The organism is Nostoc sp. KVJ3 (assembly GCF_026127265.1).
Taxonomy (GTDB): Bacteria; Cyanobacteriota; Cyanobacteriia; order Cyanobacteriales; family Nostocaceae; genus Nostoc.
This window is the reverse complement of sequence record NZ_WWFG01000002.1, coordinates 1095728-1108315: the sequence shown is the minus strand read 5'-3', so window position 1 is coordinate 1108315 and position 12588 is coordinate 1095728. Positions and strand designations below refer to the sequence as shown.

At 40.7% G+C, this 12588-nt stretch carries 11 protein-coding genes; 7 read left to right on the top strand and 4 right to left on the bottom strand.

What is annotated here, in order from left to right; all coding sequences use genetic code 11:
• Positions 1 to 14: 14 nt before the first annotated feature.
• The 3 genes from GTQ43_RS20795 to GTQ43_RS20785 form a co-directional block, all read right to left on the bottom strand.
• Positions 15 to 1166 (bottom strand): histidine decarboxylase, encoded by a 1152-nt coding sequence (locus GTQ43_RS20795; RefSeq protein WP_265274648.1) that lies wholly within the window; start codon positions 1164 to 1166, stop codon positions 15 to 17.
• Between the two features lie 367 nt (positions 1167 to 1533).
• Positions 1534 to 4416, bottom strand: coding sequence for an isoleucine--tRNA ligase (ileS, locus tag GTQ43_RS20790; RefSeq protein ID WP_265274647.1), 2883 nt, complete (start codon positions 4414 to 4416; stop codon positions 1534 to 1536).
• Between the two features lie 510 nt (positions 4417 to 4926).
• Entirely contained in the window at positions 4927 to 5364 is a 438-nt protein-coding gene (locus tag GTQ43_RS20785) for a hypothetical protein (protein ID WP_265274646.1), read from the bottom strand.
• Between the two features lie 177 nt (positions 5365 to 5541).
• Here GTQ43_RS20785 and GTQ43_RS20780 point away from each other — a divergent pair, with 177 nt between their 5' ends.
• The 4 genes from GTQ43_RS20780 (at position 5542) to GTQ43_RS20765 (ending at position 7740) form a co-directional block, all read left to right on the top strand.
• Complete coding sequence (locus GTQ43_RS20780; RefSeq protein ID WP_265274645.1) at positions 5542 to 5769, top strand: hypothetical protein; 228 nt, start codon at positions 5542 to 5544, stop codon at positions 5767 to 5769.
• Between the two features lie 519 nt (positions 5770 to 6288).
• Positions 6289 to 6657 carry a Crp/Fnr family transcriptional regulator gene (locus tag GTQ43_RS20775; protein ID WP_265274644.1) on the top strand — a complete coding sequence of 123 codons (369 nt, stop codon included), beginning with the start codon at positions 6289 to 6291 and terminating at the stop codon, positions 6655 to 6657.
• Between the two features lie 197 nt (positions 6658 to 6854).
• The gene (locus tag GTQ43_RS20770) at positions 6855 to 7223 is read left to right on the top strand and encodes a Lin0512 family protein (RefSeq protein ID WP_265274643.1); all 369 of its coding nucleotides are present in this window, start codon (positions 6855 to 6857) and stop codon (positions 7221 to 7223) included.
• A gap of 178 nt (positions 7224 to 7401) precedes the next feature.
• Complete coding sequence (locus tag GTQ43_RS20765) at positions 7402 to 7740, top strand: hypothetical protein (protein WP_265274642.1); 339 nt, start codon at positions 7402 to 7404, stop codon at positions 7738 to 7740.
• 64 nt (positions 7741 to 7804) lie between these two features.
• On the opposite strand, the gene GTQ43_RS20760 is transcribed toward GTQ43_RS20765, so the two are convergent.
• Positions 7805 to 9406 (bottom strand): iron uptake porin, encoded by a 1602-nt coding sequence (locus GTQ43_RS20760; RefSeq protein ID WP_265274641.1) that lies wholly within the window; start codon positions 9404 to 9406, stop codon positions 7805 to 7807.
• Positions 9407 to 9740: 334 nt separating this feature from the next.
• On the opposite strand from GTQ43_RS20760, the gene GTQ43_RS20755 reads away from it, so the two are divergent.
• From GTQ43_RS20755 to GTQ43_RS20745, 3 genes are all read left to right on the top strand, one after another.
• Positions 9741 to 10751, top strand: a complete 1011-nt coding sequence (locus tag GTQ43_RS20755; protein WP_265274640.1) for a metal ABC transporter substrate-binding protein — start codon at positions 9741 to 9743, stop codon at positions 10749 to 10751.
• Positions 10752 to 10831: 80 nt separating this feature from the next.
• A complete protein-coding gene (locus GTQ43_RS20750) occupies positions 10832 to 11608 on the top strand; it encodes a metal ABC transporter ATP-binding protein (RefSeq protein ID WP_265274639.1) in 777 nt (258 codons plus the stop codon).
• A gap of 38 nt (positions 11609 to 11646) precedes the next feature.
• Positions 11647 to 12519, top strand: coding sequence for a metal ABC transporter permease (locus GTQ43_RS20745; RefSeq protein WP_265274638.1), 873 nt, complete (start codon positions 11647 to 11649; stop codon positions 12517 to 12519).
• Positions 12520 to 12588: the final 69 nt, after the last annotated feature.

Below are 12588 nucleotides of genomic sequence, written 5' to 3'. Positions count from 1 at the left end.
CTTGATAATTTGCATTAGTGTAGTACTGGCTGTAGCTGAAATTCTTCTGCATTATTAAGTAACCCTTCTTCTAACAAAAGTTCATTAATAAAAGTATCAATTTTATCTCGACTAATATTTTGCATTACTATAATATGGGCCCAATTTTCAAAAAATGCTAACTGCCACTTTTTAATTAACCTTTGAGAAGGTTTTTGAAACACTACGGTATTGGAAAAATTATTTAACATACATGGATATTCTCTGATTTGAAGTTGTTGGAAAAGATATTGGGCATTATTAATACAGGTATTTGCCTCTTTCGCTAATCCAGCATAACCTCTGGTTTGTAGTGCATACCAGAGAATCAAGGGAGTATGACCGTTTCTAGAACCCAAAATAGTTGTATCTTTTGAACCAATATATTCAATTTCTGTTTCAACTTTTTCTACCCATTTCTTCTTAGTTAAAACTACACCACAAGGTAATGGAGAACCAATGAATTTAGCAGAAATAGCTACACTATCTATGGGCTTTTGAAAGTTAACTTGGGGAGCGCCATCTAAAAACGGTAATATTAATCCTGAAAGTGCAGCATCACAATGAATATAGTAATCTTTAATCTGATGACGTTCTAAAATTTCTAGAACTTTATCTAAGTTATCAATTGCACCTTTGACAGTAGTCCCAATATTTAAATTGATGATGGCTGGATAACTACAGTTTTCGCTAATTAGTTGTTCAAAATGGTCATAATCCATCTCTCCATTGATTTGTGAATTAACAACATTATGTTGGATGCGGAATAATTTCGCGGCTTTGGGAATTGAGTAATGAGAGTCTTGTGATGAGTAAAGAATCCCATTAGGGTAAATTTCTCTTGCTAAGAACATTCCATATAAATTACCTTCAGTTCCACCAGCAGTAACATAACCCCAAAACTGACTCTCTGGAATCTTATAGAGGTGAGCAAAAAAAGATAATACTTCTTGCTCAAACTTACGAGAATGGAGACCAAAATCTGGCTCAATATATGGGTCTCCAGCATTATTTAACAGATGATTGAAAAATTTAGCGATCGCACTGTAATCACAACTTAAATTATATGGATAACCTGCATGATACTGCGATCGCTGTTCTATTTGCAGCAAAAAATCGGCCAACTCTGTAGCAACTTTATTTGACATATCTTTTTCTCTCTTGAATTTTGAGTTAATGGATGTTTTAGTCTAAATTCTACGTATTAATCCATACCTTTATATTTTCTTAATAATTTAGCAGTCCCCCTTTCCTTAAAGAAGATACAGTTAAAACACGTAGCCATCTTCAGTAAAAATACTCGATTTTTTTGTTCCAAATTATATTATCCTTAGTATATACGTATTGGACAAAAGGACTATAATGTGTATTACGCAAAATATCTATTTCAAGCGCTGACTCAAAAAACTTCTCCCTCGTTTTACTACGTAAAACAATCCCTCTCCGATTTGGAGAGGGAAAAACTTGAAATTTAGTTAAAAATAGGGAGAAGTTCGTCGATTTAACGTATATTTACTAGAACTCTCCAGCTAAGGCTGCAACGCAACGATCGCAAATTAAGGGATGTTCTGCTGATTCTCCCACATAAGTAGAGTAGTTCCAACAGCGATCGCATTTTTGTCCGTCTGCATTCACTACAGCAATTGTCCAGTCTTCCGTTTGCGCCGTATATTTTAATCCTTGCAACCCTTGAGTAGAATCTAATAATTCCACCTGGGAAGTCAGCAATAGATACCGCAGTTCGTCAATCCCGTTACCCTTAACGGGGTTAAAGGCTTTGATAGCATCACCTAACTGTTTATCAGGTATGTAAATCAAAGCTTTTGCTTCCAGGGAAGAACCAATAAGTTTTTCAATCCTGGCTTGTTCTAACACCTTATTAACATCGGTGCGGAGTTGTCGTAGTGTTTCCCAAAATCTCGCCAATTCTGGATTCCGCCATTTTTCCTCAATCTGCACCCAACCGGCTTGAAATACCGATTTGTAAGGTGTTTTGTAGGGGAGATATTGCCAAATATCCTCGGCAGTGTGGGATAATACTGGTGCGATCGCTCGTGCTAAATTATCTAAAGCTATTTTCAGCACCGTTTGACAACTGCGACGGCGGAAAGCATCCTTTGCACTGATGTATAACCTATCTTTGGCAACATCTAAATAAAAGTTGGATAAATCCACCACGCAGAAATTCTGTACAGTTTGGAAAAAGCGGAAGAATTGGAAACTCTCAAAGGCTTCGGTTACTTCCTCAAATACCTCGCCGATGCGGTGTAGCATATAACGGTCAAGTTCTGGCAATTCCTCAAAGGGAACTGTATCTTTTTCTGGGTCAAAATCATCCAAGCTACCCAGCAAAAACCGCGCCGTATTACGAATTTTGCCTCTAACATCATTCATCTGCTTGATGATGTTTTTGCCAATGCGGACATCGCCGGAGTAGTCTACCGATGATACCCACAATCTCAATACATCTGCACCGTAAGCCGGTTCTACTTTTTGATTTTTCCCGCCTTCAATGATTATATTTGGGTCAACCACATTTCCTTCAGACTTACTCATCTTTCGCCCTTGTTCATCCAAAGCGAAGCCGTGAGTTAGCACAGTTTTGTAAGGCGCAATGTCATTCACTGCTACACTGGTGAGCAAGCTGGATTGAAACCAACCGCGATGTTGGTCGGAACCTTCCAAATAGATATCAGCAGGATAGCGTAACTCTGGACGCTGTTGGACGACAGATGCCCAAGATGAACCAGAATCAAACCATACATCCATTGTGTCTGTACCTCTGCGGTAAGACTTACCATTATTACGATAAGATTCTGGTAATAACTCCTCAACGGATAATTCCCACCAAGCATCAGAACCTTTTTCGGCGATAATTCCTTGGACGTGGTTGATAATTTCCTCATTTAGCAATACTTCCCCGGTGGCTTCATCGTAGAAAACGGGAATGGGTACACCCCAACTGCGCTGACGAGAGATGCACCAATCGGAACGTTCCGCTACCATTGGCGTGATGCGATTTTCACCTTGGGCTGGAATCCATTTTACCGTGGCGATCGCCTTTAATGCTTCTTCTCTAAATCCTTCCACAGAAGCAAACCATTGTTCAGTGGCGCGGAAAATCGTTGGCTTTTTCGTCCGCCAATCATAAGGATACTTGTGAGGATATGCTTCTTCTTTCAACAAAGAACCAGCCGCACTTAAAGCATCAATCACCGCCTGATTCCCATCACCCAACACATTTAACCCCGCAAACTCTCCCGCTTCTTCGGTAAAATTGCCGTTGTCATCCACTGGTGCAAGGATTGCTAAACCGTAACGCTGACCAACAATGTAATCTTCTTGACCGTGACCGGGTGCAGTATGTACCAATCCAGTACCCGATTCAGTAGTGATGTAATCGCCACCCACAACAATTGGACTTTCGCGGTCATATAGAGGATGACGATAAGTAGTATGTTCTAAATCATTCCCTTTGAATGTGGCTTTTACAGTTAACTCAACTCCCAACGTTGAAGATAAACGTTCGATTAAATCAGCAGCAACAATCAGGTATTTAAAATTACTCTGGGCTTCTCCCTCTGGGTGAGAAACTTCCACCACTGCATAATTTAAATCTGCATTCACCGCCACAGCCAAATTCCCCGGAATAGTCCAAGGTGTAGTTGTCCAAATAGCCACACCCAAATCTGACTGATATTCCGCCAACAGTGGTTTTACAGCTTCCGCCAAACTTGTAATTGCAAAAGCTGCATAGATACTGCGGGAAACGTGACCTTCAGGATATTCCAACTCAGCTTCAGCCAAAGCAGTTTTAGAACTCGGACTCCAGTGAACCGGCTTCAAACCGCGATAGATGTAGCCTTTTAAGAACATCTGACCAAACACGCCAATTTGAGCCGCTTCATATTCCGGCTTCAGAGTTAGATAAGGATTTTCCCAATTACCCCAAATACCGTAGCGTTTAAAATTTTGGCGCTGGTTATCTACTGTAGCTAGGGCAAATTCTTTCGCTTTTTGGCGCAGTTGTAGAGGTGTTAAATTTTGCCGTTCTGCTGACTTCATGTTCTGCAAAACTTTCAACTCAATTGGCAAGCCGTGACAATCCCAACCAGGAACGTAGCGCACTTTACGCCCTTGTAGCAGTTGGTAGCGGTTAATAATATCTTTGAGAATTTTATTTAAGGCATGACCAATATGGAGTGAGCCATTAGCGTAGGGAGGCCCATCGTGCAGTATAAATAATTCGCCGGGGTTATTTTCAAAGAGGCGATCGTAAATTTTATTTTCTTCCCAAAATTTCTGGATTTCCGGCTCACGCTTGATAGCGTTTGCCCGCATCTCAAAGTTAGTCTTGGGTAGGTTTACAGTATCTTTGTAACTTCCTGATTCGGTCACAGTCTCATGCCTAAAATTAGGTGTGCAGGTTTTATCAATTATAGAAGATGGTATGGAAACCAAAATTTGCTATTTGAACGCGAGTTTGATAAACCTCTCCCTACCTTGAATTTTCGTTCATAAAGTTGCAAATAAAAGATAGGACTCTTCCACAAGGGCTTAGGGCGTGTTTTCAAAGTCTTAGATCCCCCCAACCCCCCTTAAAAAGGGGGGCAAAGAGTCTCTTAAAGTCCCCCAATTTATCGGGGGATTTAGGGGGATCTAAAAAGTTAGGAGGCTAAACGAGCAGTTTGAAAACACGCCCTAGGCGTAGCCCGTCGTAGACATCGCCACTATAAGGCAATACAGTTCAGTAAGGTTAAAACTCTTTGCCAAAGTCAATTTTTTTAACGAACCGCAAAGGACGCAAAGGACGCTAAGATACAAGGCTGGGTTGACGTAAAGAAACCCAACTTACATTTAATGCACAAATTTAGTCTTGACACGGCACTAAATTTATGCATCAGTGGATTATTGGAGCAAAGGAGTTGTACTGTTACCGTTAATTGACACATTCGCAATTGCAGCTTGAGCAGGTTGACTGGCAAGAACCGCTACAATTGGAGCAGCTTTTGAACTAGATTTTTTATTTCTTTTTCCATTAGAGCCGCCAGCCTTAGAATACTCTATACTGTTTCTGCCGTAGATAGTTGCAACTCCACTTAGCATTCGTTCAGACATTTCGGAGAGGGCTTTATCCATCTGGGTTGCTGTCTTACGCGATTCTTCAAGATTGGACACAAGCGTGTTATGAGCTTCTAACGTCGCACGGGTAGTATTGATGAGGTGGTTGTAGGCTTCAATGGTTAATCCATGTCCTAAATCCAGATTTTCATCAACGGATTTAAGCAAGGCGAGACGAAGCTGGGCTTTTTCAACAGCAGCAGAGCCACGAGTTCTTAAAGACATGAGATATCCTTTTTTTTAATAATTCCTTTTTCAACATAGTGGAGTATCCTTTTGCCTGAGATGGGTAGTTTTGTGGATTTATTTCATTAAAATTTCAACGAAATAACTACGAGTTTATCTGTATTTTTACTCATCTTTCATATCTATTTGTTGTTTGAGAATAAGTGCAATCAGCAAATGCGAACGCCAAATCAACAAATGCGAACGCCAAATCAACAAATGCGATCGCCGAATCAACAAATGCGAATACCAAATCAACAAATGCGATCGCTAAATCAACAAATGCGATCGCCGAATCAACAAATGCGAACGCTAAATCAGCAAATGCGAACGCTAAATCAGCAAATGCGAACGCCGAATCAACAAATGCGATCGCCAAATCAGCAAATGCGAATGCCAAAATAACATTAGAAAGGGGAAACTAGAACATCTAATTCCCTCCCCTTTATAAGCTACGGTGTACACACAAGTTGAATTACCCCCCTTAATCCTCCCTTGTAAAGGGGGGAAAAAAGAAATCTATCTAGTTCCCTCCCCAATACATACGGGGAGGGGTAGGGTGGGGTAAAAAAACTTTATACAATCAATCATGACTTTCCAAACATTCTCTTAACCCAAGCTACAATTTACAATAAAAATCTTAGCCAAAATAGTGAAGAATTTCAGTCTGCCTTTTTAAAGGGGGTTGGGGGAATCAAAAGCCTGTAGCGCAACTCTAGAAGACTTGTGTGTACACCGTAGCTCAGACTTGGAGAGGACAGTTTTGCCTAGTAAAACCAGGGAAAGGTTTTTAGACGATTAGGCGATTAATCAGAAATTTTGCGGAGATTGAGAGTTAATCGACATAAAGTAGTATACTTTTTTGGGTTGCCTAAAGCTATCAAAAAGTTTCGTCTAAAAACCAATAATTTTGGGGTTGCTCTAATGCTAAGTCCTGTAACAACAGTCAGTATATTTCAAAAACAACCCGACCCTAAAGCATTCTCAGCAGGTGAAGTCATCTTTGCAGAAGGACAGTCTGGTGATATTATGTACGGCATTCTCGAAGGAGAGGTAGATATAGTAGTCAATGAAAAGGTTGTAGAAACCATTGAAACGGGCGAAGTTTTTGGTGCTGGGATACTTGTAGGAGTAGAAAGTAGAACTTACACAGCTATTGCCAAGGAGAATACCAAACTAGGTTTTCTTGATAAAGAAGGGTTTCTGTTTGCCGTTCAGGAAACACCTATGTTTGCCATACAGGTGATGAAAAGTTACTCAGAACGTCTGAGTCGTTTACAGCGGATGGTCTAAATCTCTGGGCGTTGCTGAATGTAGAGACGTAAAATTTTACGTCTCTACAAGGATTTTTCACCGCAATGCACAATCGTTTTCATACCGCAATCAGCAACGCCAATCTCTGATTTGGTGAGGTAGTGGGGTGTTCTCTGAAGTAGCTTTTCTGGCTTCTGTCTTTTTTGTGAAAGGTGCAAGATTTACCGGAGATAGCAATGGCACGTAAACGGTTGATTATTGAAATGGGGATGGGAATAGATCAACATGGACAAGAGCCTACAGTAGCAGCATCTAGAGCAGTACGGAATGCGATCGCTCACAATGCCTTACCTGGTGTTTGGGAAGTGGCAGGTTTAAGTCACCCCAATGAAATGATTATAGAGGTTCAGGTAGCAGTTCCATACCCAGAACAAGTTAGAGAAGAAGAAGTACTAGCTGTATTACCATTTGGTCAAAAAACTCTGACTGTAGAATCTGGAGGCATGATAGTTCAAGGGCGGGCGATTCCCGAACTTAACGATAAAAATGATGAGATGTTGATTGCGATCGCATCTGTTACAGTTCTGATCGAATCGCCAGATTAGCTCAGATCCCCGACTTCTTAAAGAAGTCGGGATCTGGTTGTTTCAGTATATTAATCATAATAAAATTAGCCGCTCTAATCATAATAAAATTAGCCGCTCTGCGCTAAACTAAAAATATTGGGAAAAAATCTCTGGCAGTAAATTCAATACACCCCTAATCTTTACCACTGCGGCGATAATGTCTCAAGAGTATAACGAATCACTTCAAATTCAGGAAATCACCAAACTCAAACCGAAACACTTTGCTGATTTAGTCAGATCGGCACAATTGATTTTCGACCCCACAGCAGGAGTTTCGGGAAGACACATAACAGTTGATTGGGAGCAATTCGGAATTCCCCGCGATGTGGTAGACAATCTCAAATCACTTGGTCAACAGTACCAATACGCATCTCCTCACATCCCTGTTGAAGTCATTTGGAGTCAATTAACTCCCGAAACTCGTATTTGGTTTGTTGAAAACAAAGATAAGTTGTGGCAGCTTGAAGAAGCTTTCCCAGCCCTTGATGAAGATTGAACTTCACACCAAAAATAAAAGACGCAAATTTATCCTTTGCGTCTTATTTATAAATTTTGAACGATTAGAAACTGAATGTGGTTCTTAGTGCGCCAATAATAATATCATCGTTGTCATTATTATGATCTGGGGATGTTAACCAGATGACTCCTGGGGTAATGGTGATATTCTCACTCAGCTTATACTGATAAAAAGCCTCAATATGATAGGATGTATCGGGATCTTTATTGATACCTGCATTGCTGAGAGAATTGCTCACACTGGTAACTTTCGGTTCCATACCCACAATAATGCCTCCAATGTTACCTGCTTTACCAAGATCCGGGAAAGCTAGCGTTACCGCATAGTTCCATATCTCAGCATCACCAGGAGTATCTGAAACGATGCGAGCTTTGGTCAAGCCAGCCCAACCGCCAATCACAAATTTTGAGCTAGGTTGGAAGGATGCTTCTATACCGTAGGAGTTACTAGAAGCATTCTCTAATATGTTATTAGCGTTATTGCTCCCGCCACTACCATTGGCAAAAAAAGTATTTTTGTAGGCGTTAAGGTAAGTCAAACCAACGGTAATTTGATTAGTAGGCTTAACAGTTAACTGTGCGATCGCACCATAAGCACCGTTGAATAGTCCAGAGCCTAGCTGAGGATTAGCTGTATCATTTCCTAAATACCCCAAGCTTAGTTCTAGCTTATCACTGAACTCGTGTTTGATTCCTATACCAGCACCATTGGCTAGATAATAAATTGGGTTGCGAGTCCCAAAATGGGAAAAAGCACCGCTACCGCCGTCCCCATCTAGATATGGGTTGACTGTATTAGTAAAATCATCAATTGCACCTGCATTTGCTTCTAGGGTGATTCCTGTCTTCTTGCCGAGAGGGAACTGATACAACAGCGCGTCTATCACAACTCCATTATTGTTGTTACCACCAGCAAATCGGAAGTCACCTTCTGGTGTAAAGGTGGCAGTATCAGAGAACAGACCTAAGTTTGTTGCTTGAAGTCGTGTTCTAAGTAAATCTTTCCCAGTAAAACTGGTGTCGAGATTCAGACGCACCCGATCTCCAAGGACAGTATTTTGGTTGACTTTTTGCCCATTAACTGTATTCCCACTTATAACACTTGCGATCGCTATTACCACTTCCCCGTTTAGTTTGGTTGTGGTGGAAAACTGATGTGCCTCCAATTCCGCAGTTTTAGCTTCTACGGCATCTACACGACCTCGGAGTGTCGCCAATTCTGCTGAAAAATCTGTTTGCAGTTTTTGTAATGTGGCTAAATCTTGTTTAGTAACTAAATCACCCGTAGCTGTAGCAATAAGTTCATTAACACGATCGAGACAAGCATTTAAACCAGCAGCAAACTCATATCGCGTTAATGCCCGATTCCCGCGATAAGTGCTATTTGGGTATCCTGCAATACAGCCATAGCGCTCAACCAACGACTGCAATGCTTGGAATGCCCAGTCAGTGGGTTGTACATCAGAAAATTGAGATACTGAGGTAACTTGGCCCGTTATCTGAGTTTGTGTGTCTGGATTATGTAAAACTGGTTGATTGATTTCAGACGTACCTGATGTTTCACCTGCAAATGCAGCAGTATTCACAAATAGCATTGCACAGCAGACTGCTGGACTAATTAGCAGATATTTACAGAATTTTTGCATTTTTCTCCTCACACTTATTGATAATTCACACCCAAACAGCGCTTTTTAAAGGCGTGTTTATGAGAATTCTTCTCAGTAATTTTATCAGAAGCAAGCAATTTTTTTCACAAAAAAAGTCAAGAAATCCTAATTATTCCGGGAAAACTAAATTACAGAAGGCTGCATCACTTGAAAAAGTTTGCTTGTTACTCATTACACAGGAAACTCAGGATGAAATTATGTGTCTTGAATGAGAATGAGAATTATTATAGTATTAAATTTAGAATAGTTCTCATTGTCAACAGGAATTGTGACAGAGGCAGAATAGTATCTATTTTGAGGAGAAAACACCGTGATGGGGAATTACACAGGACTTAGAACAGGTAGACAAAGAAGCGGCATCTTGTCGATAATTGCTCTGTTAATGTTATCAATGACTACTGGCTGTAGCCAATCGAATCCGAATCAGGGAGGAACTTCTGAGGAGTCGCCACCAGCACAGGGTATTACATCCACCCCAGTAGCGCAGTCGGGAAAAACTAAAGTAGTGACAACATTTTTGCCGATATATTTGTTTACTAAGGCAGTAGCGGGGAATGTAGCAGATGTGGAAATTTTAGTACCACCGGGTACGGAGGTACATGAGTACCAAGCGACACCAGAAAACGTCAAAGCGATCGCAACTGCGAATGTGTTAGTTAAAAATGGTTTAGGTTTGGAGGGATTTCTGGAAAATACTGTCAAAAATGCCCAAAATTCCAAATTAGTTGAAATTGATGCAAGTAAAGGTATTAAACCCTTAAATGAAATTTCGCCCGTTGTGAAAACAGCGAAAAATGATGAAGACAAAGAACACACCCAAGGTAATCCTCATGTTTGGTTAGATCCAGTTTTGGCAAAACAAGAGGTAACTAACATTCGGGATGGTTTAATTGCTGCCAACCCAGGAAATAAAGCTACTTATGAAGCCAATGCTGGGGCTTATATTAAAGAATTAGAAGGTTTAAATAATGAATTTCAGCAGACTTTACAAAAAACTCCTAGTTGCACCTTTATTACCTTTCATGATGCATTTCCATATTTAGCAAAACGCTATAACCTCAAACAAGTTGCTGTGGTGCAAATTCCCGAAGATCAACTTTCACCAACGGATGTGCAAAATGCAGTTAATGCTGTGAAAAAGTACAAAGTTAAAGCTTTATTTAGTGAACCAGGAGTAGATAATAAATTGCTAGTTAGCCTCTCCAAAGACTTGAAGTTAACTTTACGTCCTCTGGATTCTCTGGAAACTGGTGAAACAGATCCGCAGCATTATTTCCAGGCAATGAAAGCTAACTTACAAATTCTGGAAACCTCATGTAAATGAGTACAGACGCGATGAATCGCGTCCGTACAAGAGTTGTAAATCTAATTTATAAACCATCAGTTTTTTAAAATTAATCAATAATGAATCAAGACATTGCTATTTTGAAGGTAGAAGGATTAACTGTGTATCAAGGCAGCTATCTAGCTGTTCGAGATGTTTCCTTTGAATTGTTGCCAGGAACAGATACAGCCATCGTCGGCCCCAATGGTGCTGGTAAAAGTACACTGGTAAAGGCGATTTTAGATTTGATACCTCGAAGTAATGGTACGATTGAAATATTAGGTCGCCCAATTGCAAGGCTGGGGCGTTTACGACACCTGTTGGGCTATATGCCGCAAAATTTCATCTTTGACCGCAGCTTTCCTATTTCTGTCAGCGAATTAGTGGGATTGGGATGGACTAAAGAAGGGAAAAAAGGAGATTTATTTTTTTCTAAGCTGTGGAGAAAAGACAGAGAAAAATCGGTAGCAGTAGTAGAAGCTTTACGACGAACTGATGCTTATCATCTACAGCATCAAGCTATTGGTACTCTTAGCGGTGGTCAACTCAAACGGGTGTTGTTGGCTTATTGTTTAGTAATGCCTCGGAAACTTTTGGTACTCGATGAAGCCTTTGCTGGTGTTGATGTGCAAGGTTCAGCAGATTTTTACGCTTTGCTAAATGAATTAAAGCGAGAGGAGGGGTGGACGGTATTGCAAGTTTCTCATGATATTGATATGGTAAATCGCCATTGCGATCGCGTGCTTTGTCTTAACCAAAGTATTGTTTGTACTGGTAAACCAGAAATTGCCCTTTCACCACAAAACCTATTAGCAACATACGGCCCAGGTTTCAGCCGCTATCAGCACCAACATTAAAATAATTCGTAATTCGTAATTCAACTCACAGAATAAATATGGATTATTTTTTCAATGATTGTCAGATAGCAAGGCTGGCGATCGCCAGTAGTAATGATTTGATAAAGTTATTAGAATTCCCGTTTATGCAGCGGGCGATCGTCGGTGCTGTGTTAATGGGGATACTTGGCGGGATGTTGGGTAGTTTTGTCACCTTGCGTCAGTTGTCCTTTTTTAGCCACGCCGTTGGTCATGCAGCCTTAGTAGGTGTGGCGTTAGGTGTGCTTCTACAAATAAATCCTACTTGGATGCTGTTACCTTTTACCTTAGTTTTCGGGGTGATTGTTCTCTACTTCATCGACAAAACCGATTTAGGTAGCGATAGCGTCCTTAGTATAGTGCTATCCGGGGCATTAGCGATCGGTGTGATTCTCACAAGCCTGATTAAAGGATATCGTGGCAACTTGATGGCGGTGCTGTTCGGCGATATTCTAGCGATCGATACCACAGATTTGATTTTGACGCTGCTAGTACTTGTGGGAGGTAGCATATTTTTACTATCAACCCTGCGGCAGCAAATTTTGTTAACCCTGAACCCTGATGTAGCCCAAGTTCAAGGCATTCCCGTCCAATTATACCGCTATATGTTTGTGGTCTTGCTTTCCCTCGCCGTTGCTGTAGCAATTAAAGCCGTCGGTGTTTTACTTGTGAACGCCTTTTTGGTTATTCCCGCCTCCACTGCCAAACTGATGAGTCACCACTTTAGCCGTTTTCTAGTCATATCGGTGATAGTTGGTTCCATTAGCAGCATTGCTGGCATCATTGTCTCAGGTATTTTCAACTTTGCTTCTGGCCCAAGTATTGTTCTTGTCCAATTTCTGCTATTTGTAGCCGTTTTCATCTGGTTTAAATTGAATTTGAAAGCTGCATAAATATTTTTTCTCCAAGGGCTTGCTATATTCTGGGATGTTTGCTACATTTATTAATCGTGGCTCACAAAA

Excerpts from the sequence above, each read along its gene's own strand:
- GTQ43_RS20750 (WP_265274639.1), top strand. The coding sequence starts at position 10,832 with ATGAATCAAGACATTGCTATTTTGAAGGTAGAAGGATTAACTGTGTAT.
- GTQ43_RS20765 (WP_265274642.1), top strand. The coding sequence starts at position 7,402 with ATGTCTCAAGAGTATAACGAATCACTTCAAATTCAGGAAATCACCAAA.
- GTQ43_RS20760 (WP_265274641.1), bottom strand. The coding sequence starts at position 9,406 with ATGCAAAAATTCTGTAAATATCTGCTAATTAGTCCAGCAGTCTGCTGT.
- GTQ43_RS20745 (WP_265274638.1), top strand. The coding sequence starts at position 11,647 with ATGGATTATTTTTTCAATGATTGTCAGATAGCAAGGCTGGCGATCGCC.
- GTQ43_RS20775 (WP_265274644.1), top strand. The coding sequence starts at position 6,289 with ATGCTAAGTCCTGTAACAACAGTCAGTATATTTCAAAAACAACCCGAC.
- GTQ43_RS20780 (WP_265274645.1), top strand. The coding sequence starts at position 5,542 with ATGCGAACGCCAAATCAACAAATGCGAACGCCAAATCAACAAATGCGA.
- GTQ43_RS20770 (WP_265274643.1), top strand. The coding sequence starts at position 6,855 with ATGGCACGTAAACGGTTGATTATTGAAATGGGGATGGGAATAGATCAA.
- GTQ43_RS20755 (WP_265274640.1), top strand. The coding sequence starts at position 9,741 with ATGGGGAATTACACAGGACTTAGAACAGGTAGACAAAGAAGCGGCATC.
- GTQ43_RS20785 (WP_265274646.1), bottom strand. The coding sequence starts at position 5,364 with ATGTCTTTAAGAACTCGTGGCTCTGCTGCTGTTGAAAAAGCCCAGCTT.
- GTQ43_RS20795 (WP_265274648.1), bottom strand. The coding sequence starts at position 1,166 with ATGTCAAATAAAGTTGCTACAGAGTTGGCCGATTTTTTGCTGCAAATA.